This is a genomic window from Rhodococcus sp. NPDC004095 (assembly GCF_053604015.1).
In genome coordinates this window covers 148119-170119 of record NZ_JBSGGS010000008.1, presented here as the reverse complement: position 1 = coordinate 170119, position 22001 = coordinate 148119, and the positions used below count along the sequence as shown (strand labels likewise).

Here is a 22001-nt window from a genome sequence, read left to right as displayed (position 1 = left end):
ATGGTCCCGATGGGGCCGAAGCGACTAGCCTGACCATCATGGCTGGTAAGTCCGGAACCCGATCCACCACGAGCACCCCGCGGTCGACCGCGCGCGGTGGGTCGTCCGGTGGCTCGTCCTCCCCGGGCTCGAAGGGCGGGGCCGCGAAGGGCGGGGCGTCGAAGAGCGGGGGCGCCAAGCCGCGCAGTCGAACCACCAAGACCGTCAGCACCCCGCGCAAGGCCACCGCACCCCGGCCCGCGAACCGTCGTCCCGCCGCCCGCAAGTCCGGCGGCGCGTTGCAGACCGTCGGCGCCGGTCTCGGTCGCGGCTGGACGCTGATGGCCCGCGGAGTCGGGGCCACCACCCGAACCGTGGGCCGTGCCGCGGACATCGAGCACGGGCACCGCCGCGACGGGATCGCGCTCGGCCTGATCGCGGTCAGTGCCGTGATCGCCGCCGCGATGTGGTTCTCGGCCGGCGGACCCGTCGGCGGCTGGATCGAGACCGGGATCCGCGCGCTGTTCGGCGGCGGCGCCGCGATGCTGCCGGTGATCGGTGTCGTGGTCGCGGTGATCCTGATGCGGACCGAGCCGAATCCGGAAATCCGCCCACGCCTGGTGCTCGGCTCCCTGCTCATCGCGGTACCCGCGCTCGGCGTGTACCACGTGATCAGCGGCGAACCCCGCGACGCAGACGGTCGGGCAAACGGCGCCGGCATGATCGGTTACATCGCGGGCGGGCCGCTCACCGACGGAGTGACTTTCTGGCTGTCGGTGCCGTTGCTGCTGCTCGCGATGGGTTTCGGTGTGCTGCTGCTGACCGGGACCACCGTCCGCGAGGTGCCCGGTCGGCTGCGCTCACTGGTCGGCGCGTCACGGCACGACGACGATTACGAACCGTACGACGGCGAAGGGGACGCCTACGACGACGAGGCCGTGTCGGAGTACGGCGACCACGAACCCGACTACCTCAAGGGGCTGCGCAACCTGCGCCCCACGCGCCGCCGCAACGAGGCCGACTACGACCCGTCCCTGTTCGACGCGGACGGCTACCCGGTCGACGACGGCCGGCCCGCCGGTGGGGACAGCGGCCGGCCCGCCGGGGTCAACGCGTCCGGGTACGCCCGCTTCGACGACCATCCGGTCGCCACCGATCCGGCCACGAACTACCCGCTCGACGAGGGATACGCGCCGACGGAAGTGCTCGTCCGCGATCCGGACCTCGAGGCCGCCGCGACGGCGGCCACGGCCCCGCCCAAACCCAAGCCGAAGGCGAAGCCGCAGGTCAAGCCCGTACCGCCGGCGCCGAAGCCCGACGACGAACCGGAGATGCTGATCCCGGAACGGGTGATCGAGGGCGACTACACCCTGCCCCCGGCGAACCTGCTGATCGAGGGCGATCCGCCGAAGACCGGCAGTTCCGCGAACCAGGCGATGATCGACGCCATCACCGAGGTGCTCGAGCAGTTCAAGATCGACGCCGCGGTCACCGGCTACACCAGAGGCCCGACCGTCACCCGCTACGAGGTCGAACTCGGCCCCGGCGTGAAGGTCGAGAAGATCACCGCGCTCGCCCGGAACATCGCGTACGCCGTCGCCACCGACAATGTGCGGCTGCTGGCACCGATCCCCGGCAAGTCCGCGGTCGGTATCGAGGTGCCCAACACCGATCGGGAGATGGTCCGACTCGCCGACGTGCTCGCCGCGCCGAGCACCCGCAAGGATCATCACCCGCTGGTCATCGGCCTCGGCAAGGACATCGAGGGCGACTTCGTCAGCGCAAACCTCGCGAAGATGCCGCACCTGCTGGTCGCCGGCTCCACCGGCTCCGGTAAGTCCAGCTTCGTCAACTCGATGCTGGTGTCGCTGTTGCAGCGGGCGACGCCGGACGAGGTCCGGATGATCCTGATCGACCCGAAGATGGTCGAGTTGACGCCCTACGAGGGCATCCCGCACCTGATCACTCCCATCATCACCCAGCCGAAGAAGGCGGCCGCCGCGCTCGCCTGGCTCGTCGAGGAGATGGAACAGCGGTACCAGGACATGCAGGCCAACAAGGTCCGGCACATCGACGACTTCAACAAGAAGGTCAGGTCCGGGGAGATCACCGCGCCGCTGGGCAGTGAGCGGGTGTACCGGCCGTACCCGTACATCCTCGCGATCGTCGACGAGCTCGCCGACCTGATGATGACCGCGCCGCGCGACGTCGAGGAGGCGATCGTCCGGATCACCCAGAAGGCCCGCGCCGCCGGCATCCACCTGGTGCTGGCCACCCAGCGCCCGTCGGTCGACGTCGTCACCGGTCTGATCAAGACGAACGTGCCGTCCCGGCTCGCGTTCGCGACCTCCTCGCTGACCGACTCTCGGGTCATCCTCGATCAGCCGGGCGCCGAGAAGCTGATCGGCATGGGTGACGGGCTGTTCCTGCCGATGGGTGCGGGCAAGCCGACCCGTATGCAGGGCGCGTTCATCACCGACGAGGAGATCGCGGCCGTCGTCGACTTCACCAAGAACCAGGCCGAACCCGAGTACACCGAGGGCGTCACCACGGCCAAGGCCGCGGAGAAGAAGGAAGTCGACCCCGACATCGGCGACGACATGGACGTCCTGCTCCAGGCCGTCGAACTGGTGGTCACCAGTCAGTTCGGGTCCACCTCGATGCTGCAGCGAAAGCTGCGCGTCGGGTTCGCGAAGGCCGGACGACTGATGGACCTGATGGAGACCCGCGGCGTCGTCGGCCCCAGCGAGGGATCGAAGGCGCGCGAGGTGCTGATCAAGCCGGACGAGCTGGACGGGCTGCTGTGGTCGATCCGGGGTGGGGACCCGGACGAATCCGCATCCGACGACTGACCTGGTCGTTGGTGGTGAGGCATGGTCGTTGTGATTGAATGGGGAGGCTTTGGAGGGGAGTATCCCCGTGATCCGTGGCAACCTCGTCAACACGAACGGCGCCGTCGCCGCTCCGGGGTTGTCGGTCGGACGTTCCGGCGGCGCGCGGCGCGTGTCCACCGGGTGACGGACGGCGGGAGAGACCTCCGGTGTCTTCACCGACCCCGGAGGTTTGCGCGTGCACATCACACCACTGGTCTGGATCATCACCTGCTTGGTGATTCTGGGCCTGTTCGTCTTCGACTTCTTCGCCCACGTGCGGACACCGCACGCACCCACCCTGCGTGAATCCGGCTTCTGGTCGGCCGTCTACATCGGCATCGCGATCCTGTTCGGGCTGTTCGTCATGTGGCAGTGGGGAACCGGCGCAGGCGGCGAGTACTTCGCCGGGTACATCACCGAGAAGGCGCTCTCGGTGGACAACCTGTTCGTCTTCGTGATCATCATGTCGAGCTTCGCGGTGCCCCGTGAGTACCAGCAGAAGGTGCTGTTGTGGGGCATCGTGATGGCCCTGGTCCTGCGCGGCGCCTTCATCGCGGTCGGCGCCGCGGCGATCAACGCCTACAGCTGGGTCTTCTACCTGTTCGGCTTCTTCCTCGTGTACACCGCGATCAAGCTGGTCAAGGACCACGGGAACGAGGCCGAGGCCGAGGAGGAGCGGGAGAATCGGATCGTCGGGCTGGTGCGGAAGGTCGTGCCGACCACCGAGGAGTACGACGGCGACAAGCTGGTCACCAAGATCGACGGCAAGCGATTCGTCACTCCGCTCCTGCTCGCCCTGGTCGCCATCGGCTTCACGGACATCCTGTTCGCGCTCGATTCGATCCCGGCCATCTACGGACTCACCAAGGAGCCGTACATCGTCTTCACCGCCAACGCATTCGCGCTGATGGGCCTGCGGCAGCTGTTCTTCCTCATCGGCGGCCTGCTCGAACGGCTGGTGTACCTGTCCTACGGCCTGTCGATCATTCTCGCGTTCATCGGTGTGAAGCTGGTGCTGCACGCGCTGCACGAGAACACCTTGCCGTTCATCAACGGTGGCGAGCACGTCAGCGTGCCCGAGGTCAGCATCGCGTTCTCACTGATCTTCATCGTCGGTGTTCTGATCGTCACCACCGTGGCCAGCCTGCTCAAGACCCGTGGCGACCAGGCCGAGAAGGCCTCCGCCTGATCGCTCGACGCCCTTCGGCGGCGCGCTACACCGGTGGGGTGAAGGTCCCCATGACGGGCTTCCACTCGGTGTAGCGCGCGTCGATGACGATGCCGGCGTGGGTGAACGGGTCGTCGGAGAGCAGTTTCTCGGCCGCCTTCACATCCGGGACCTCCAGCAGCAGCAGAGCGCCGCTGTCGTCCAGGTAGGGCCCGGCCGTGAGGACGTGACCCTGTTTGACCAGCTCGGCCAGCCATACGAGGTGGGCGGGGCGGTGTATGTCACGGTCGGGTACCGAGCCGTCGCGGTAGACGTACTCGACGGCGATGTATGGCATCGGGACTCGCTTCCTACTACGACCGACACGAGAACGCCCGGGACATCTCCACCCCGCCCGGCTCCGTCGGATACCGCGGTCTGCAAACACAGAACGATCGGTACGGAATTTCCGGCCGAACGCGGGTGTGCTGAGAGTATTCCGTCAGACGCTTCGGCGTCGAGAAATACGCGGACCGTTCCAACTTTGCTACCGAAGAGTCACCTGGCGGTGAATGCGCCCATCACGGGGGTCCACTCGGTGAACCGGGCGGCCTCGACGAGACCGGCCCGGCCGAACGGGTCGTTCTCGAACAGGGTGCGGGCGGCTTCCACGTCGGCGGCGGACACGAGGATCAACGCGCCGGTACCGTCGGCGTAGGGCCCGGTGCTCAGGACCGTGCCCGACTCCACCAGACCGGCCAGCCAGCCCCGATGATCGGGACGGAGTGCGTCCCGCGCTGCGGCAGTGGAAGCACTGTAGGTGTATTCGACGGCGATGACGGGCACGAAGGGCTCGCTTTCTCTCGGGGCGGTGAACGGCGCGGTGGGAAGGAAATCAGAGGGTCAGCAACATGCGGGTGTTGCCGAGTGTGTTCGGTTTGACATAGCTCAGGTCGAGGAACTCGGCGACACCGGTGTCGTAGGACCGGCACATCTCGGCGTACACCTCGGCGGTGACGGGCGTGCCCTCGATCTCGACGAACCCGTGCCGGCCGAAGAAGGAGACCTCGAACGTGAGGACAAAGACCCGCTCGAGTTCCAGTTCGCGCGCCATCTCGACCAGACGGGCGACGACCAGGTGGCCGACACCGCGGCCCTTGACCTTCGGATCCACTGCCACCGTGCGGATCTCGCCCAGGTCGGCCCACAGCACGTGCAGCGCGCCGCAACCCACGATCTCACCGTCGAGCTCGGCGACCCAGAACTCCTGGACCGCCTCGTACAGCGTCACGAGGTTCTTCTCCAGCAGGATGCGGCCGGCGTAGACGTCGATCAGGCGCTTGATGTCCGGGATGTCGGAAGTGCGCGCGCGACGTACCGCCGGCGTGCCCGGTACGAATTTGCTGGGGCCTGAAGTCATGGGGTGCACAGTAGTCGGGGCATGAAACGATATTCTGAGCCATGTGCCGTCCCGCCTTGCCTCCGCCCGCCTCGATGACGCCTCGGGCATGCGCCTTCGACGCGACCCTCGGGGGGTGGGGAGATGACCGCGCAGCAATGGGAGTCGAACGGCGCTTCGATGCCGTCGACTGACCTCCCCGAGACCGTCGCCGGTCGCCCGGTGCCGCTGCTGAACATCGCGAATGTGCTGACGGTGCTGCGTATCGTGCTCGTTCCGGTGTTTCTGGTGGTGTTGTTCGTCGGCGACGGGCACGAGACCGCGTGGCGGATCGCGGCGACGGTCGTGTTCGCGGTCGCGGCGATCACCGACCGGATCGACGGTCAGCTGGCCCGCAAGTACGGCCTGGTGACCGATTTCGGCAAGCTCGCCGACCCGATCGCGGACAAGGCGCTGATCGGTGCGGCCCTCGTCGGCCTTTCGATACTCGGCGATCTGAGCTGGTGGGTAACTGGGATCATCGCCGCGAGAGAGATCGGCATCACCGTTCTCCGATTCGCGGTGCTGCGGCACGGTGTGATCCCCGCCAGCCGAGGCGGCAAGCTCAAGACTCTGGTACAGGCCCTGGCGATCGGGATGTACCTGCTCCCGCTGTCCGGTGCCTGGGCGAGCGCCGCGGCCGTCGTGATGGGATTGGCGGTGGCCCTGACCGTCGTCACCGGACTCGACTACGTCGTGCAGTCGATTCGGTTGCGCGCAGGGGTGCACTCGCACCATCCCGCGCAGTGACCGATCCGCTGACCACGGGCACCGACGCCCCGGCACTGGTGGCGGAGCTGACCGGTCGACGGCAGACGGTCGCCACCGCCGAATCGCTCACCGCCGGACTGCTCGCCGCGACCATCGCCGGGGTACCCGGTGCCAGCGTCGTGCTGCGTGGGGGCTTGATCGTGTATGCCACCGAACTCAAGGCGGACCTGGCCGGCGTGTCCCCGGCGACGCTCGCGTCGGACGGCCCCGTCGCCGCGAGCACGGCCGCCGAACTGGCCACGGGTGCCGCGGCCCGGTGCGGCGCCGACTGGGGTGTGGGGCTGACCGGGGTGGCGGGACCGGATCCGCAGGACGGCAAGCCGGTCGGGACGGTGTTCGTCGGCGTCGCGGGCCCGGACGGGGTCCGGGTTCGGCAACTGACGTTGCCGGGAAATCGCTGGGATATCCGGCGCGGGGCGGTGATCGAGGCCCTGTCCGACGTCCTCGGTCGCGTGCGCTCGGGGTCGGCGGGATAGGGTCGGGAACCAACTCGACACGACGACACGTTGAATCAACAGGACTCGTCGTATCAACCGTCGGGTGCAGACGAAGGAGGTGCCAGATGACCGTGTTGTTGCGAGAAGCGCTCGGGGACAGTCTTCGGCGCACGAGGGTGGCCCAGAGCCGCACCCTGCGCGAGGTGTCAAGCTCGGCGCGGGTCAGCCTGGGTTACCTCTCCGAGGTGGAACGGGGCCGCAAGGAGGCGTCGAGCGAGCTGCTCGCGGCCATCTGTGACGCGCTCGACGTTCCGCTGGCAGAGGTGCTCCACGAAGTGAGCGAGACACTGTCGGACGCCGTGATGGATCGCACACGGACCGCCTCGCCCGAGGTGGAACAGTCCCCGGCGGTTCGAGAGGCGGTGCCGTCTGCAGCCCCGCGCATCGACGAGGACACCCGAATGGTGATTCCGGCGCCGTCGGCCACGGCCTTGGCCGCGGCCTGAGCGAGGAAACGGCGTCGGCCGTGGGCTGACCGCGGAGGGCGTGCACGTCGTCCGATCCGTCCGGTTTCGGTCTGTCGGTTCCGGTACGGCGCGGATGGCGTGCGATGGCCGCGGATCGCTGTAGATTCGACATCGAGCCACCGGATTCACGCGCGTGGTGGCTCGCTCGAGCACCAGGTGAGGGCAGTGGCGCTAGTCCGGTGGGCGACGGTCGCGCACCGGGTCGCGGATGACGCGGCATCAGATGGAGGCAGGATCAAACCAATGGCAAACCCGTTCGTCAAGGCCTGGAAGTACCTGATGGCGCTCTTCAACTCGAAGATCGACGAGAAGGCGGACCCGAAGGTTCAGATTCAGCAGGCAATCGAGGACGCGCAGCGTCAGCACCAGGCGCTCTCGCAGCAGGCCGCGTCCGTCATCGGCAACCAGCGTCAGCTGGAGATGAAGCTCAGCCGCCAGCTCGACGAGGTCGAGAAGCTCAACGCCAACGCTCGCCAGGCCGTGACCCTCGCCGACCAGGCTCAGACCGCGGGCGACACGGAGAAGGCCATCCAGTACACCAACGCGGCCGAAGCGTTCGCCGCGCAGCTGGTCACCGCCGAGCAGTCCGTCGAGGACCTCAAGGCGCTGCACGACCAGTCGCTGCAGGCGGCTGCGCAGGCCAAGAAGGCCGTCGAGCAGAACGCGATGGCGCTGCAGGCCAAGGTCGCCGAGCGCACCAAGCTGCTCAGCCAGCTCGAGCAGGCGAAGATGCAGGAGAAGGTCAGCGATTCGCTGCGGTCCATGGACGCCACGCTGTCCGCGCCCGGCAACACGCCGAGCCTGGACGCCGTGCGCGACAAGATCGAACGTCGCTACGCGGATGCCCTCGGCTCGGCCGAGCTGGCCCAGAACTCCGTTCAGGGCCGGATGATGGAGGTTCAGCAGGCCAGCGTCCAGATGGCCGGCCACAGCCGCCTCGAGCAGATCCGTGCCTCGATGAAGGGCGACGCGCTGCCCGCCGGCGGTGCCGCCACCCCCGCTGCAGGCACCGCGACCCCTGCCGTCGCGCCGAAGACGCCTGCCGCCAAGCCGGATGCCGCAGGCCCGGCCGCGCAGTAGCCACTCACCGTCGCCGCGAGAGCCCGCCCCGGAACCTTCCGGGGCGGGCTCTCGCGTGTCGTGGACCTGGTGACGGCACGGGACGCTCTCCGGCTCCGTCCCTGCCCGCGCCGCCGGTACTCGCGGGGTCGGGGTCAGGGTCGGGTCGCGTCAGTCGTCGACGCCGCGGGCGGCGAGGGCTTCGCCCATCGCGTCCGCGGTCCGCAACGCACCGATCACGACGGGCACCGCGAGCGCGCGCAGCGAGAAGCCGAGCCCTCGGGCCCGGCGTGCCTCGGTCACCTCGGCCACCAGGCCGGCGAGCAGGGGGATGCAGCGGATCGTCATTGCCAGCACGAGACCGACCCGGTCGGGATTGACGCCGAATCGGCGCAGCGGGCCCAGGACCCGGTGCAGGGCGTCGAGCATGTCCAGGACTCGCGTGGTCAGCGACACGAGCGCCGCGACCGCGACCGACAGCAGCAGTACCCCGCACACCACGAGCGCCCGGCGCCACCCGGTGAACACCACCTGGAATGCCGCGATGAACGCGAGCATCCAGAGCACCGGACGCAGCTGGGCGAGCGCGACGCGCGGCGGGATCCGGGCGATGGCGTACCCCGAGACGACGACGGCCGCGGCCGGGACGAGATGCCACGGCGCCCGGACGGTCGCCGCGAGCGCGATGAGGACCAGCATCAGCCCGGCCAGTTTCGCCCCGGCCGGCAGCCGGTGCAGAACCGAGTGGCCGGGCCGGTACAGGCCGAGCGTCGTCATCCGACGAGCCGCCGGTAGAAGCCGATCGCCTCGGCGGGGGAGCCGTCGGCGGCGACACCACCCGAGTCGACGACGATCACCCGGTCGAAGTCGTGGAGCAGGTCGAGGTGATGGGTCACCGCGATCAGCTGCTGCGGCAGTGCCGCGAACGTCTCGGCGACCAGCCGGGTGTTGCGCAGGTCCAGCAGGGTCGTCGGTTCGTCCGCGACGATCACCTCGGGGTCGGTGACCATGATCGCCGCGAGCGCAAGGAGCTGCTTCTGACCGCCGGACAGCAGGTGGGTGGGGTGGTCGGCGTGACCGGCCAGGCCGAACCGGTCCAGCACCTCGGTGACACGGGACTCGCGTTCGGCGGCCGACAGTCCCGACTTCTTGAGGGAGAACGCGATGTCCTCGGCCACGGTCGGCATGATGATCTGGTGGTCCGGGTCGGTGAACACGAACCCGACCTTGCGGCGCACACTGCGCCCGTCCCTGGCGGTGTCCAGGCCGTCGACGGTGACCTTCCCGGCGCTGGGCACGACCAGCCCGTTGACCATCCGGGCGAGCGTCGACTTGCCGCTGCCGTTGGCGCCGACGACCCCGATCCGGGATTCCGTCAGGGTCAGGTCGACGCCCGCGAGCACCGCGCGCTCCCCGTAGTGGTGCGCGACTGACTGGAAACGGATCTCGCTCATCGGGTGCGTGGGTGCGAGGTCAGGCCGGGTCGACCGCGGGTGCCGTGGACACTCGCCGATCGGTGAGCAGCGCGGGATACGCGCGGTGCACCTGGGCCGCGACCACAGCCGCAACAACGGCCTTGACCGCGTCGCCCGGAAGGAAGGTGGCGTTCGCGGACAGTGCCGCCCAGAAGGTGAGATCGGTGCGTAGCAGCATTCCGGCGATGCCGAACGCGTACAGCACAACGATGCCACCGAGCAGGTTGATCAGCGTCCCGAGAATCACGTTGTAGCGCGGCAGCGCCTTGACCGTCAGCCAGCCGATGACCGCCGCGGTCGGGATCCAGCCGATCAGGAAGCCCGCGGTCGGGCTGGCCAGCGCGGTCAGTGAGGTCCGGCCGCCGGCGAGGACCGGCAGGGCCAGGCCGACCGCGATGACCGTGAGCACGGCGAGCGTGCCCTTGCGCGCCCCGAGCAGTGCGCCGGCGGCCATCACGCCGAGGCTCTGCAGGGTGATCGGAACCCCCGAGGTGCCGATGGTGATGGTGCCGGGCAGGCCGAGCGCGATGATCAGCGCCGCGAAGACGGCGACCTGGGCGAGGTCGCGCGCGGTCAGCGGGGAGGCGCCGGAGATTCGGGAGGACACGACGGTGCAGAGCTCCTTGCAGGACGGGGACCGGTCGAGCTTATGTCAGGCCGCTCACACGGTGGTCGCCCTCCACCCCGCCGGGAGGTGGGCAGGGCATGGGGGATCACCCTGATCTTTCCCTGATCTTGCCGTTGAGCTGGTGATATGTAGCTCGCGACGTGTCAGGCTGGATGGCAACGGACCACCAAGTCGTGGTGTTCCGCCGGATGGAACGGAGGACCGACGTGTTCTGGAAGATTGTCGGCGTGGTGGCGCTGGTGTGGGTTGCCCTGGCGCTGGTCGGGGTGCTCGTGAAGGGACTGTTCTGGATCCTCGCGGTCAGCGCGGTCGTGTTCGGTGTCTACCTGTTGGTCAAGGCGTTCTCGGACAAGGACTCGAGCGACGTCACGAGGATCTGACGTCGCGAGGACCGGGCCGTCACGAGGATTCGGGGTCGGTCAGATGCAGGCAGGCGAGATCGACGAACGCTCGTGCGATCGGTGTCAGCAGGCGCGGGTTGGTGACCAGGTGGACCGTGCGGATCGGGGCATCGGCGATGGGGAGCAGTCGCAGCCCGGAACCGCGGGCATAGGACTCGGGCAGTATCCCGATCCCGACGCCGGCGCGGGTCAGCTCTGCGACGAGGTCCGCAGAGCCGGCCTCGGCGACCACTCGGCGTGGCAGTCCCGCTGCGGTGAACGCGTCGTCGCTCTGCCTGCGGGCTCCGGTCCCGGCGGGGAAGTCGATGCTCGGTTCGGTGGCGAGGTCGAGCAGGGTGATCCGGGCTCGTCCGGACCACGGGTGCTCGTCCGGGACGACGGCGGTCAGTCGCTCGGTGCCGAGTGCGACCGCGTCGAGGCCCGCCTGCGGGCGGGTGTGCCAGAGGCCGATGAAGCCGAGGTCGAGGTCGCCCGAATCGACCTGGGCGGCGATTGCTTCGCTCATCGCGGGGACGAGTTGGACGGACACGCCCGGATGGCGGTCGCGGTACTCGCGGACCAGCGCGGGCAGGTCCAGTTGGGTCAGTGTGGAGATCGTGCCGATCCGAAGTACGCCCGCGACGGTGTCGGTGGTGCTCGCCACTCCGGCCCGCAACCGTTCGGTCGCGGCGAGAACCTCGCGGGCGTGCAGCACGAAGTCCTCGCCGGCGGGCGTGAGCGTCACCCGGCGGCTGGTGCGGTCGAACAGGCGGGCGCCGAGTTCGGATTCGAGGGCAGCGACCTGGTGGCTGAGTGCGGACTGGGCCACGTGAAGGCGTTGCGCGGCGCGGGTGAAGTGTCGTTCCTCGGCCACGGCGAGCGCGTATCTGAGCTGGCGGAACTCCACCGAATCACTCTATCATCACATTTCACGATCAACAGCATCTGATTCAGATGTTAGACAGATGCTTCGTGCGGGCCAAGAATCGAGCGAGTGACCACGACCTCCACCTCTGTCTCGACCGGACTGTCCCGGCCGCTGTTGCTCCTCATGGCGGTCGCGACCGGCCTGTGTGCGGGCGGCAACTACTTCAACCAGCCACTGCTGGACTCGATCGCGGATGCGCTGGGCGTCAGTCAGTCGACGGCGGCGGTCACCGTCACGGTCGCGCAGGTGTCCTACGGAATCGGCCTGCTGTTCCTGGTCCCGCTCGGCGACCTGCTGGACCGGCGCGCACTCAGCGTCGGCCTGATGCTGCTCGCGGCCGCCGGGCAGGCGGTCAGCGGGTTCGCGCCGTCGATCGGCTGGCTGATGGTCGGGACCGCGGCCGCCGGGCTCTTCTCCGTGGCCGCGCAGGTGCTGGTGCCGTTCGCCGCCACCCTCGCCGCGCCGGAGCGCCGCGCCACCGCGGTCGGCACGGTGATGAGCGGTCTGCTCGTCGGCATCCTCCTCGCTCGCAGCGTCGCGGGGCTGCTGTCCGGGCTCGGCGGCTGGCAGACGGTGTACCGGGTGTCGGCGGTGCTGATGGTGGTGATCGCGCTCGCGTTGTGGCGTGCGCTGCCTCCCTCCAGGGAGGATCTCGGCCTCGGTTACCGCGGGATTCTGGTCTCGATGGGGCGACTGATCCGGGACGAGCCGCGCCTGCGGATCCGCAGCGTGCTCGGCGGGGTCGCGTTCGCGTCCGTCGGTGTCGTGTTCGCGACGATGGCGTTCCTGCTCTCGGGGGACAGCTTCGGTTTCGACGATGCCGCGATCGGACTGGTCGGCCTGGCCGGCGTCGCCGGGGCTCTGATGGCGAATGCGGCCGGACGCCTCGCCGACCGCGGATTCGTGCAGGCCACCACGGGGACCGGGGCGGTGCTGCTGTGTGCGTCGTGGGGGCTGTTCGCGCTCGGCGGCCACAGCCTGCCTGCATTTCTGGCCGCCATGCTCGTCGCGGACATGGCGTTGCAGAGCGTGCACGTGAGCAATCAGAGCGTGATCTACACCCTCGCGCCGCACGCCCGCGCCCGCGTGACCTCCGTCTACATGACGACGTACTTCATCGGCGCGGCCACCGGCTCCGCGCTCGGATCGCTCGCGTGGGCGTCGGCTGGCTGGCCCGGGGTGTGCCTGCTCGGCCTGGTCCTCGCGATCGTCGGCCTGCTGGTGTGGGTGGCGGACCTGCGCGCCGTGGCACGCGAGTCGGCGGCGGAACAGGCATCCTGAAGGACATGGAACCGGCCGGCACAGAAGCGATCCCCGAGGACTGGCAGCGCGGTGTGGTCATCGTCGCGCACCCCGACGACATCGAGTACGGCTGCGCGGCCGCCGTCGCGCGGTGGACGAAGCAGGGCAAGGACATTCGCTATGTTCTCGCCACCAGCGGCGAGGCGGGAATCGAGGGACTCGCGCCGGCCGAGTGCGCACCGCTGCGCGAGGCGGAGGAACGCCGATCGGCCGCCGTGGTCGGCGTGAGCGAGGTCGAGTTCCTCGGGCATCCGGACGGCCGCCTCGAGTACGGTCTCGCGCTGCGCAGGTCGCTGGCCGCGGCGATCCGGCGCCACCGCCCCGAGTTCGTGGTGACGCTGAACCACCACGAGACGTGGGCGCCGGGGATGCGAAACAGCGCCGACCACCGGGCGGTCGGGCAGGCCGCCCTCGACGCGGTGTCCGATGCCGCCAACGAGTGGATCTTCCCCGACCTGACCGAGCCCCGCTGGACAGGCGTGCGCTGGGTCGCGGTCAACGTGATGGTCGGCGTCACCCATGCCGTCGACGTGACGGACACGGTCGACCGGGCCGTGGCCTCGCTGTCCGAGCACGCCCGCTACCTCGCTGCACTGAGCGACACCCCGGTCGCCGAGCAGGCCGCGGCGCAGATCGAGATGGCGACCGGCCCGAAGGTCGGGTTCCCCGCGGAGCGGGCGGTCGGGTTCGAGCTGTACTCGTTCTGACCGCCGGCCCCGCAGGATGTCAGCCGATCGGCGCGCCCACGATGGCTCGACCGGCCCGCGGCACCGTCTCGATGTCGAGGGGCAGTGGCGCGATCCGTTCCCCGTCGGCGTACGCGACGATCCCGGTGGGAGCGGAGCCCGCGGAGCGACCCGGGATGTGAGCCTCCAGCCGGACGCGCCGGGAGCGGTACACCTGCACCTCGTCGAGGTTCACGTGGGTGCCCTTGTAGACGGTGGGGAACAGGCGCACCAGCTTGAGCCGGCTGCCCGGTGACACCACGACCACGTCGAACAGACCGTCGGTGACGCTGGCGCCGGGCGCGATCAGCATTCCGCCGCCGTACGAGGTGCCGTTGCCGACCGACACCATCGCCGCGTCCACCTCGAGGGTGCGGTCGTCGAGGACGATTCGGTACCCGATCGCCCGCAGGCTCGCCAGCTCGGCGAGCATCGCCAGGTTGTAGCGCATCGGGCCGCGGGGCCACGTCATCCGGTTCGCCCGCTCGGTCACCAGCGAGTCGAAGCCGCTGCACAGTACCGTGCCGAACCAGTGCACGCCGGAGTCACCGAGGAGGGCCCGACCCAGGTCGACCTCGGCGACCTCGCCGTCCACCACGACGTCCGCCGCCGCAGCCGGGTCGTCCATCGGCACGCGGAACAGCCGGGCGTGGTCGTTGCCGGTGCCGCCCGGCACGATGCCCAGCGGGACCTCGGTGCCTGCCAGCGCCTGCCAGGCGATGTTCACCAGCCCGTCCCCACCCACCGCGACGAGGGCGTCGGTGCCGGAGGCGACGGCGGCGCGCGTCAACGCGAGCGCCTCCTCGGGCGTGCGACCCTCGATCGTGGTGACGTCGAGTCCGCGCTCGCGCAGGCGCGCCGTCGCGGCAGCGGTCACCTCGTGCGGGTGCCCGCCGCCGGCGTGCGGATTGGTGAGCACCGTCACCGATTTCATGGGATCAGCTTTCCAGGGTTGAGGATCCCGGCGGGGTCAATTGCGTCCTTGACCGCTCGCAGCACGCTCGCGCCGAGTTCGCCGATCTCGTCGGTCATCCACGGCCGGTGGTCGCGCCCGACGGCGTGGTGGTGGGTGATGGTGCCGCCCGCGGACACGATCGCATCCCCGGCCGCCCGTTTCGCCGCCTCCCACTGGGGCAGCGGATCGCTCGTCTGCGCGCACACGATCGTGAAGTACAGCGAGGCGCCGGTGGCGTAGGTGTGCGAGATGTGGCACATCACCAGCGGTGGGGTGCCCTGCGCGGCAAGGGATTCGGTGAGCGCGGCGGTGACCGCCGTCCGCAGGTGCGTCAGGTTGGACCAGTGGGTCGCGGTCTCGAGGGTCTCGACGATCGCGCCGGCGTTCAGCAGGGCGTCGCGCTGGTACGGCGCGTCGAAGCGGCCGTGCTCCCACGCGCGGGCCGGGCCGTCGCCGAGGTCGGTGCCGCCGGCCGCGGCCAGCAGCGCGCCCGCCTCCTCGGAGCGTGCCCGCACGTGCGCCTCGGTGCCCTCGAACGTGGTGATCGCCAGGCATCCCGCGGTCGGGCTCTCGCCGCCGATGTCCCCGGCCAGGGCCAGGTTGATGCCGGTCTCGGCCTCGTCGGACAGGCGCATCACGGTGGGGGCGGCGCCGGTCTGGATGACGGCGCGCAGCGCGTTCGCCCCGGTCTCGAAATCGGGGAACGACCAGGCCCGGTACGAGGTGGTCGCGGGCGTGGGATGAACCCGGACCGTGACGTCGGTGATGACGCCGAAGGTGCCCTCGGAGCCGACGAACAGTTCGCGCAGGTCGGGTCCGGCGGCGGAGGCGGGACCGCGGCCGAGGTCGAGTGTGCCGGTCGGGGTGGCGACGCGCATGCGCTGGACCATGTCGTCGAAGCGGCCGTATCCGGCGGACGCCTGCCCCGACGATCGGGTGGCCGCGAAGCCGCCGATGGTGGCGAACTGGTAGCTCTGCGGGAAGTGGCCGAGTGAGAATCCGTGCGCGCCGAGCAGTTCCTCCGCCTGCGGTCCGGTCAGTCCGGCCTGCAGAACCGCGATCCCGGACACCGGATCGAGGTCGACGAGGGCGTTCAGACGGCGTAGGTCGAGGGCGAGGACCGTGCCGAATCGTCCTCGTACCGGATCGACGCCGCCGACGACGCTCGTGCCACCGCCGAACGGGACCACCGCGACCGCGTTTTCCGTGCACCACTGCAGCAGGTCGACCACCTGCTCGTGGGACCCGGGGAGCACCACCGCGTCGGGGGCATCCTGTGCGTGGGTGTCCTTGCGGCGCAGCAGGTCCGGGGTGGACTTGCCGCCGGCGTGCCGGAGGCGGGCGCCCTCGTCGGTGCGGACGTGATCCGCGCCCACGAGTTCGTCGAGCGCGGCCCGGTGCGCGTCGGTCAGCGTGCTCGGTCGCAGGGTGACCTCGGATTCGGTGGGGGGAGCGGACTGCTGCGCACCGACCCCAAGTGCGGTGCCGAGCAGGGACAGGACCTGAGGGGAGAGTTGCTTGCGGAATGCGTCGAGTCCCCAGGCGTCCCACTCCATCGTCGGTGCCTCGGTCGCCGGACGCTCGAGAGATTCGGGCGCTGTGAAGTCGGTCATGCGTTACAGTGTTACACACGATGTCTATCCGTAACGAAGAAATCGAGACAGTGGAGCTCGAACAGCCACGCAGCGTCGACGACCAGATCCTCGACGCGGCACGGACCTGCGTGCTCGAGTTCGGCCTGCGTCGCACGACACTCGCGGAGATCGCCCGGCGCGCCGGCGTCAGCCGCCCGACCGTCTACCGGCGATGGCCGGACACCCGCGCGGTGGTCGGGGACCTGCTGACGCGCGAGATCGGGTCGGCGATCCCGCTGATCCCGCAGGACGGACCGGTACGCGAGCAGTTGGTGCGCGCAGTGGCGGTGGCGGCCGAGACCGTGCGCACCCACCCGCTGTTCGTGAAGATCCTGCGGTCCGACCCCGAACTGCTGATTCCCTACATCGTCGACCGGCTCGGCGCCAGCCAGCGCGCCATCATCGACCACCTCGTCCCGGTCGTCGCGGCCGGTCAGGTGGACGGTTCGATCCGCGCGGGCGATCCGTCCGTCATCGCCACCATGGTGCTGCTGATGACGCAGTCCGCCGTTCAGTCCGCAGGCATGGTCGCCGAACTGCTGGCGCCCGAGATGCTGATCGCGGAGCTTTCCACCGCCGTCGATTCCTATCTGACCCCACCGCCCGTCTGAGACCCGGAACTCCGGGACCCGGAACAAGGAGCCCAACTTGCACGCTCATGCGCCGACCGCACTCAATGCCACCCGCCGCACCCGGGAGCTCGCCGGACTCGGGGACGGCGACCCGATCGACGTCCTGGTGATCGGTGGCGGCGTCACCGGGGTCGGGGTCGCGCTCGACGCCGCGTCCCGAGGGTTGCGGACCGTCCTCGTCGAACGCCGCGACCTCGCCTTCGGCACCAGCCGGTGGAGTTCGAAACTCGCGCACGGCGGGCTGCGCTACCTGGCGACCGGCAATGTCGGTATCGCGCGGGAGAGTGCCGTCGAACGCGGCATCCTGATGACCCGCACGGCGCCACACCTGATCCGGGCGTTGCCGCAGCTGGTGCCGCTGCTGCCGTCCGTCGGCCGGTTCGAGAAGGCGTTGGTGCGTACCGGTTTCCTCGCCGGTGACGCATTGCGCGCGACGGCGCGCACCCCGGCCTCGGTGCTGCCGCGGTCGCGTCGCATCGGCGCCGCCGCCGCGATCGCGCTGGCGCCTGCGGTTCGCCGCGAGGGGTTGCGCGGGGGACTGCTCGCCTACGACGGCCAGTTGGTCGACGATGCCCGTCTGGTTGTCGCGATCGCCCGTACCGCCGCCGGTCACGGCGCGAAGATCCTGACCCGGGTCGCCGCGCATGACGTCACCGGCGATTCCGCGCGCCTGCGCGACGAACTGACCGGGGAGGAACTCACCGTCCGGGCACGGGCCGTGGTCAACGCCGCCGGGGTGTGGGCCGGGCAGGTCGACCCCGACATCACGCTCAAGCCCAGCCGCGGCACCCACCTGGTGCTGTCGGCCGAGCGGCTCGGCAACCCGACGGCGGCGCTGACCGTGCCGATCCCGGGCGAGACCAACCGCTTCGTGTTCGCCCTGCCCGCGCAGCTCGGGCGGGTGTACCTCGGGTTGACCGACGAGGCGGCGCCGGGGGAGATTCCCGACGTGCCGGTCGCCACCGACGTCGAGATTGACTTCCTGTTGACAACCGTCAACACCGCGCTCGGTGGCGAGCTGACCCGCGCCGACGTGCTCGCGAGCTACGCGGGCCTGCGTCCGCTGCTCGACACCGGCGACGGCGCCACCGCCGACCTGTCCCGCAATCACGCAGTCCTGACGTCGGGCAACGGCGTCGTGAGCGTCGTGGGCGGCAAGCTGACCACCTACCGGAAGATGGCGCAGGATGCCGTCGACGCCGCGATCCGGGCGGGTGGCCTCGCGGCCGGGTCCTGTGTGACGACGAACCTTCCGGTCGTCGGGGCCGGACCTGCCCCGACGGGACTGCCGGCCTCGCTGGTCGCCCGGTACGGCGCCGAGTCGGCGGCCGTCGCAGAGGCCGGTGACCTCACACCGGTCGCGGACGGCCTCGACGTCACCCGCGCGGAACTCGCCTTCGCCGTCGGGCACGAGGGCGCCCTCGACGTCGGCGATCTGCTAGACCGCCGTACCCGCATCGGTCTCGTTCCGGCCGACCGGGCACGCGCCCTCGACGCGGCGAGCGAAGCGCTCGGCTGAGCCGGTGCCCGGCAGGCCCGGAGTCCTGCGAACTCGGAGCCCTGCCGACCCGGTATCTGTCGGGGGCCCGACGTAGCGTGGGGCGGGTCCGGTTCGACAAGGCTGCACCGACCTCCCGGGAGAGCGACCGCCATGACCACCGATTCCCAGAACGCCGCGAAGTCCGACATCCTCGACCTGCTCACCGAGCAGCGCCGCACGTTCCTGATCACCTTTCGTGGCCTCGACGACGCCGGTGCGCGTACCCGGTCGACGGCAAGTGAACTGACGCTCATTGCGCTTCTCAAGCACGTCACCGGAACCGAGCGGGGCTGGGTCCACACGATGACCTCGCGGGACGAGACCGCCGAGTTCGACATGGCGGCGGGGATGCAGTCGTGGACCGTCGGCCCCGACGAGACGCTCGAAACCTTGCTCGCCGACTACGGGGTCGCCGCCCGGGAGACCGAGGCCGCCATCCGGGACGTCGACTTGGACCTGCCTGTGCCCCTGCCGACCGCGCCGTGGTCACCCGAACGGGAGTGGTGGAGCGGGCGGAAGATCCTGATGCACATCCTGCGGGAGACCGCGCAGCACGCCGGGCATGCCGACATCATCCGCGAGAGTCTCGACGGCGCGAACACCACTATGCAGATGGGTGCCGACGCCGGGATGGAGTTCTAGGGGTCATCGAGGCCGCCCGCGCTCGGCGGCGACACCGAAGTAGTCGCCGCCGCTGCGCTCGGGGTTGTGGGTGCGGTGTTCCGGGTTGTGGGTGCCCCAATCGCGGGCGCGGTCGGCCGGGATCATCTTCGGTATGTGCTTGCGGCAGTGGATGTACGCCTCCTCGACGTGAACGAGGACCCAGCGCTCGGCGCGACGCCCGCGCACCTGTTCCGGCGGGAGGTCCGGGTGCGCGAGGCGCACCTGGTCGTCGGGGACGAGGGCGGTGCCGTTGACGTGCAGGCCGATCAGGTCGGTGACGAAGTCCGCCATGAACAGGCCGATGTGCGGGTTCTCGACGATGTTGCCCAGGCTCGCCATCACCCCGTTGCCCTGATACTCGGGATAGCCGATCAGGTCGGGGGAGAAGACCCGGACGAATCCCGGCGGTCCGGCCCGCATCGACACGTCACACGACCCGTCGGCCGACGCGGTCCCGATGAACAGCAGATCCATCCGCCGGACGAACTCGATCATCGCGGGTTCAGGCGGCTGCACATCTGGCGCGAATAGAAGCGTTCGGCGCGGAAGGAGGTCCCCAGCTCGTCCTGCATTGCCGTCTCGCCGCGGGTGCCACACGCGGCGTCGAGGCCGACCTCTCCGTTCGAGCCTCGATCGGTACCGGTCATCGTTGTCCACTTCGGATCCCCGAGAAATTCGTGCTGCAAAATTCGTGCTGCAAATTCGTGCTGCGACATTCGTGCCGGGAAGTCGTCGACCCCAGGATCGGTCCCGCCCGGGTCCGCCGCCAGTGACCCTGGGGTGAAGGTTGTTGCCACCTTCGGCCGCTCGCCCGATCGGTGCCCGCGAGGCGGCTGCGCGGCGTAGCGTTGGGCGCCATGAGCATTCGGCTCGGATACCAGATGCCCAACTTCAGCTATGGAACCCCGGTCCGGGAACTGTTCCCGACCGTCGTCGCACAGGCCCGCGAGGCCGAGGCGGCGGGCTTCGACACCGCGTTCGTGATGGACCACTTCTACCAACTGCCCGGGATCGGCGAGCCCGACGAGCCGATGCTCGAGGCGTACACGGCGCTGTCGGGGCTGGCGATGGCCACCACCGACATCAAGCTGTCGGCGCTGGTCACCGGCAACACCTACCGGAACCCGCCGATGCTCGCCAAGACCGTCACCACCCTGGACGTGGTGAGCGGGGGTCGCGCGGTGCTCGGGATCGGTGCCGGGTGGTTCGAGCTGGAGCACCGCCAGTTCGGCTACGAGTTCGGCACCGTCGCCGAGCGCATGGACCGGCTCGGTGAAGCGCTCGAGATCATCGTGCCGATGCTGCGCGGGCAGCGTCCCACCGTCGAGGGCGCCTGGTACCGCACCGAGAGCGCGATCAACGAGCCCCGGATCCGCAACGACCTGCCGGTACTCCTCGGTGGTGGCGGCGAACGCAGGACGTTCGGATACGCGGCCCGGTACGCCGATCACCTGAACATCATCTGCAACACCACGGAACTGCCACGCAAGCTCGACGCCCTCGCGCAGCGGTGCGAGGAGGCCGGCCGGGACCGCTCCACCCTCGAGACCAGCTACCTCGCGTCCGTCATCGTCGACGAGAGCGGCGACCGCGCCCGGCAGCTGCAGCGCGAGTTCCTGCTCTCCCGCGGAGTCGACCTCGACACCCTGGACGACGCGGCGCGCGCCGCCGCCACCGACCGGCAGTTCGTCGGCGACCCGGACGAGGTGGCCGAGCAGATCCAGACCCGGGTCCTGGACCGTGGGGTCGACGGGGTCGTGATCAATCTCGTTCTCAACGGGGCCGAACCGGGGATCGTGGAGTTGGCCGGCCGTACCCTCGGACCGCTGGTGGCCGGCTGAGTGATCTCCCGACCACACGGTGGGCGGAAGGTGGCCACACACACTGCGTTTCAATCACGCAATTGAGCAAATTACCTGCTTAGTCTTGCGCAATGACTACATCGAAGCACGAGGCCGCGCCGCCAGGGATCGCGGGCCGCCACCTCTCGTACCTGGCCTTCGCTGTGATCGTCATCGCCTACCTCGTAATCATCAAGATCAGCGGGACGCTGATCGGCAACTGGGCCGACGAGGACGACATCCTGACCACCCGAGGGGTGGCCTTCACCATGCTGATCCCACTGGGACTCTCCGTGATCTTCACCTACGGAGTCATTGCCGCGCTCGGGTGGTGGCGGCCCGTGATGAAGGACGACCGCCCGGTCAACCGATGGGTTTGGGTCGTGCCGGCCATCCTTCTCGGCGCGATCCTGCTGGGTGTCAACTACAGCGCACTCTCGGAAAAGGGCTGGCTGTTCATCGTCTGCCTGCTCATCGCCACGCAGTTCGTCGGCTGGGGCGAAGAGGGCATGTTCCGCGGCATCGGTGTGACGGTGCTGCGCCAACACGGCCTTCGCGAAGGGCAGGTCGCCCTGTGGTCCAGCCTCATCTTCGGCGTGGTGCACCTGTCGAACGCCTTCACCGGCGGCGGCGCAGGCGCGATCGCCCAGGCGGTCATCGTCAGCCTCGCGGGATACTTCTTCTACCTCACGCGCCGTGTCTCGGGCAGCAACGCACTCAACTCCGTCATGCACGGACTCTTCGACTTCTCGCTGCTCACCGGGGCGGCCATCCTGCTGGACCAGCAGGCGTACCTCGGAACATTCGCGCCTCTGCTGGCCTACCCGATCCTCGCGATCATTCTCCTCGTCAAGAGGCGGAGCATCGAGCCGGCCGACCGCGCCGGCGACAACGCGGTCGCGTCCCTCACCTAGTGACGCCCGGCCCGGCGCGGAGTGCGTCCACAGTCGCGCCGGGTAGGCACGTCGCCGAATCAGCCACCGCGGTAGGTCTGCGGCACCGGGCGAGGAAGAGTTCACACCGCTGGGGCGGTGTGGAAGTCGCGTTCCATCCCGCCGGGGAACAGC

Annotated in this window: 25 protein-coding genes; 14 read left to right on the top strand and 11 right to left on the bottom strand. The window is 69.5% G+C overall.

Annotated features, from left to right (window positions below; genetic code table 11):
- Positions 1-38: 38 nt before the first annotated feature.
- Together ACWEPG_RS17335 and ACWEPG_RS17330 are read left to right on the top strand one after the other, a co-directional pair.
- Positions 39-2831 (top strand): DNA translocase FtsK, encoded by a 2793-nt coding sequence (locus ACWEPG_RS17335; RefSeq protein ID WP_452594855.1) that lies wholly within the window; start codon positions 39-41, stop codon positions 2829-2831.
- A gap of 217 nt (positions 2832-3048) precedes the next feature.
- A complete protein-coding gene (locus tag ACWEPG_RS17330; protein WP_452594854.1) occupies positions 3049-4041 on the top strand; it encodes a TerC family protein in 993 nt (330 codons plus the stop codon).
- 25 nt (positions 4042-4066) lie between these two features.
- Here ACWEPG_RS17330 and ACWEPG_RS17325 read toward each other — a convergent pair whose 3' ends face one another.
- The 3 genes from ACWEPG_RS17325 to ACWEPG_RS17315 all read right to left on the bottom strand — a co-directional run bounded on the left by ACWEPG_RS17325 (position 4067) and on the right by ACWEPG_RS17315 (position 5419).
- The gene (locus ACWEPG_RS17325) at positions 4067-4357 is read right to left on the bottom strand and encodes a YciI family protein (protein WP_450134579.1); all 291 of its coding nucleotides are present in this window, start codon (positions 4355-4357) and stop codon (positions 4067-4069) included.
- 200 nt (positions 4358-4557) lie between these two features.
- A complete protein-coding gene (locus ACWEPG_RS17320; protein ID WP_452594853.1) occupies positions 4558-4845 on the bottom strand; it encodes a YciI family protein in 288 nt (95 codons plus the stop codon).
- A gap of 49 nt (positions 4846-4894) precedes the next feature.
- The gene (locus tag ACWEPG_RS17315; RefSeq protein ID WP_450114303.1) at positions 4895-5419 is read right to left on the bottom strand and encodes an amino-acid N-acetyltransferase; all 525 of its coding nucleotides are present in this window, start codon (positions 5417-5419) and stop codon (positions 4895-4897) included.
- Positions 5420-5578: 159 nt separating this feature from the next.
- On the opposite strand from ACWEPG_RS17315, the gene pgsA reads away from it, so the two are divergent.
- The 4 genes from pgsA to ACWEPG_RS17295 all read left to right on the top strand — a co-directional run bounded on the left by pgsA (position 5579) and on the right by ACWEPG_RS17295 (position 8252).
- Positions 5579-6187: a CDP-diacylglycerol--glycerol-3-phosphate 3-phosphatidyltransferase gene (pgsA, locus tag ACWEPG_RS17310; RefSeq protein WP_450114379.1), complete on the top strand. Its 609-nt coding sequence runs from the start codon at positions 5579-5581 to the stop codon at positions 6185-6187.
- Positions 6184-6684 (top strand): CinA family protein, encoded by a 501-nt coding sequence (locus tag ACWEPG_RS17305; protein ID WP_450114304.1) that lies wholly within the window; start codon positions 6184-6186, stop codon positions 6682-6684. Before pgsA ends, ACWEPG_RS17305 begins: the two co-directional genes overlap by 4 nt.
- Positions 6685-6770: 86 nt before the next feature.
- Entirely contained in the window at positions 6771-7151 is a 381-nt protein-coding gene (locus ACWEPG_RS17300) for a helix-turn-helix domain-containing protein (RefSeq protein ID WP_450114305.1), read from the top strand.
- A 264-nt stretch (positions 7152-7415) separates the two neighbouring features.
- Positions 7416-8252 carry a PspA/IM30 family protein gene (locus ACWEPG_RS17295; protein WP_450114306.1) on the top strand — a complete coding sequence of 279 codons (837 nt, stop codon included), beginning with the start codon at positions 7416-7418 and terminating at the stop codon, positions 8250-8252.
- Positions 8253-8402: 150 nt separating this feature from the next.
- On the opposite strand, the gene ACWEPG_RS17290 is transcribed toward ACWEPG_RS17295, so the two are convergent.
- The 3 genes from ACWEPG_RS17290 to ACWEPG_RS17280 are packed head-to-tail and all read right to left on the bottom strand — an operon-like array spanning position 8403 to position 10301.
- Positions 8403-9008 (bottom strand): energy-coupling factor transporter transmembrane component T family protein, encoded by a 606-nt coding sequence (locus ACWEPG_RS17290; protein WP_452594852.1) that lies wholly within the window; start codon positions 9006-9008, stop codon positions 8403-8405.
- Positions 9005-9685 carry an energy-coupling factor ABC transporter ATP-binding protein gene (locus tag ACWEPG_RS17285; protein ID WP_452594851.1) on the bottom strand — a complete coding sequence of 227 codons (681 nt, stop codon included), beginning with the start codon at positions 9683-9685 and terminating at the stop codon, positions 9005-9007. Before ACWEPG_RS17285 ends, ACWEPG_RS17290 begins: the two co-directional genes overlap by 4 nt.
- A 19-nt stretch (positions 9686-9704) precedes the next feature.
- Positions 9705-10301, bottom strand: coding sequence for a biotin transporter BioY (locus tag ACWEPG_RS17280; protein WP_450114380.1), 597 nt, complete (start codon positions 10299-10301; stop codon positions 9705-9707).
- A 221-nt stretch (positions 10302-10522) separates the two neighbouring features.
- On the opposite strand from ACWEPG_RS17280, the gene ACWEPG_RS17275 reads away from it, so the two are divergent.
- A complete protein-coding gene (locus ACWEPG_RS17275; protein WP_452594850.1) occupies positions 10523-10714 on the top strand; it encodes a hypothetical protein in 192 nt (63 codons plus the stop codon).
- A 19-nt stretch (positions 10715-10733) separates the two neighbouring features.
- Here ACWEPG_RS17275 and ACWEPG_RS17270 read toward each other — a convergent pair whose 3' ends face one another.
- Positions 10734-11621, bottom strand: coding sequence for a LysR family transcriptional regulator (locus ACWEPG_RS17270; RefSeq protein ID WP_450114310.1), 888 nt, complete (start codon positions 11619-11621; stop codon positions 10734-10736).
- Between the two features lie 144 nt (positions 11622-11765).
- On the opposite strand from ACWEPG_RS17270, the gene ACWEPG_RS17265 reads away from it, so the two are divergent.
- On the top strand, positions 11766-12923 hold the full coding sequence (locus tag ACWEPG_RS17265; RefSeq protein WP_450114381.1) for an MFS transporter: 1158 nt from the start codon (positions 11766-11768) through the stop codon (positions 12921-12923).
- Between the two features lie 5 nt (positions 12924-12928).
- A complete protein-coding gene (locus ACWEPG_RS17260; protein WP_450114311.1) occupies positions 12929-13651 on the top strand; it encodes a PIG-L deacetylase family protein in 723 nt (240 codons plus the stop codon).
- Positions 13652-13670: 19 nt separating this feature from the next.
- Here the strand turns inward: ACWEPG_RS17260 and ACWEPG_RS17255 are convergent, their stop codons facing one another.
- Together ACWEPG_RS17255 and ACWEPG_RS17250 are read right to left on the bottom strand one after the other, a co-directional pair.
- Entirely contained in the window at positions 13671-14603 is a 933-nt protein-coding gene (locus ACWEPG_RS17255; RefSeq protein WP_450114312.1) for a diacylglycerol kinase, read from the bottom strand.
- A complete protein-coding gene (locus ACWEPG_RS17250) occupies positions 14600-16180 on the bottom strand; it encodes an FAD-binding oxidoreductase (protein ID WP_452594920.1) in 1581 nt (526 codons plus the stop codon). Before ACWEPG_RS17250 ends, ACWEPG_RS17255 begins: the two co-directional genes overlap by 4 nt.
- Before the next feature lie 77 nt (positions 16181-16257).
- Here ACWEPG_RS17250 and ACWEPG_RS17245 point away from each other — a divergent pair, with 77 nt between their 5' ends.
- The 3 genes from ACWEPG_RS17245 (at position 16258) to ACWEPG_RS17235 (ending at position 19072) form a co-directional block, all read left to right on the top strand.
- Complete coding sequence (locus ACWEPG_RS17245) at positions 16258-16869, top strand: TetR/AcrR family transcriptional regulator (protein WP_450114313.1); 612 nt, start codon at positions 16258-16260, stop codon at positions 16867-16869.
- Between the two features lie 37 nt (positions 16870-16906).
- Complete coding sequence (locus ACWEPG_RS17240) at positions 16907-18409, top strand: glycerol-3-phosphate dehydrogenase/oxidase (RefSeq protein ID WP_452594849.1); 1503 nt, start codon at positions 16907-16909, stop codon at positions 18407-18409.
- Between the two features lie 132 nt (positions 18410-18541).
- Positions 18542-19072, top strand: coding sequence for a DinB family protein (locus tag ACWEPG_RS17235; RefSeq protein WP_452594848.1), 531 nt, complete (start codon positions 18542-18544; stop codon positions 19070-19072).
- A gap of 3 nt (positions 19073-19075) precedes the next feature.
- Here ACWEPG_RS17235 and ACWEPG_RS17230 read toward each other — a convergent pair whose 3' ends face one another.
- Both ACWEPG_RS17230 and ACWEPG_RS17225 read right to left on the bottom strand, forming a co-directional pair.
- Positions 19076-19588, bottom strand: a complete 513-nt coding sequence (locus ACWEPG_RS17230; protein WP_452594847.1) for a pyridoxamine 5'-phosphate oxidase family protein — start codon at positions 19586-19588, stop codon at positions 19076-19078.
- Positions 19585-19890 carry a hypothetical protein gene (locus ACWEPG_RS17225; protein WP_452594846.1) on the bottom strand — a complete coding sequence of 102 codons (306 nt, stop codon included), beginning with the start codon at positions 19888-19890 and terminating at the stop codon, positions 19585-19587. Before ACWEPG_RS17225 ends, ACWEPG_RS17230 begins: the two co-directional genes overlap by 4 nt.
- A 60-nt stretch (positions 19891-19950) precedes the next feature.
- Here ACWEPG_RS17225 and ACWEPG_RS17220 point away from each other — a divergent pair, with 60 nt between their 5' ends.
- Together ACWEPG_RS17220 and ACWEPG_RS17215 are read left to right on the top strand one after the other, a co-directional pair.
- Positions 19951-20934, top strand: coding sequence for an LLM class F420-dependent oxidoreductase (locus ACWEPG_RS17220; RefSeq protein ID WP_452594845.1), 984 nt, complete (start codon positions 19951-19953; stop codon positions 20932-20934).
- Between the two features lie 92 nt (positions 20935-21026).
- Positions 21027-21848 carry a CPBP family intramembrane glutamic endopeptidase gene (locus ACWEPG_RS17215; protein ID WP_450114319.1) on the top strand — a complete coding sequence of 274 codons (822 nt, stop codon included), beginning with the start codon at positions 21027-21029 and terminating at the stop codon, positions 21846-21848.
- The last annotated feature ends 153 nt before the right edge of the window (positions 21849-22001 follow it).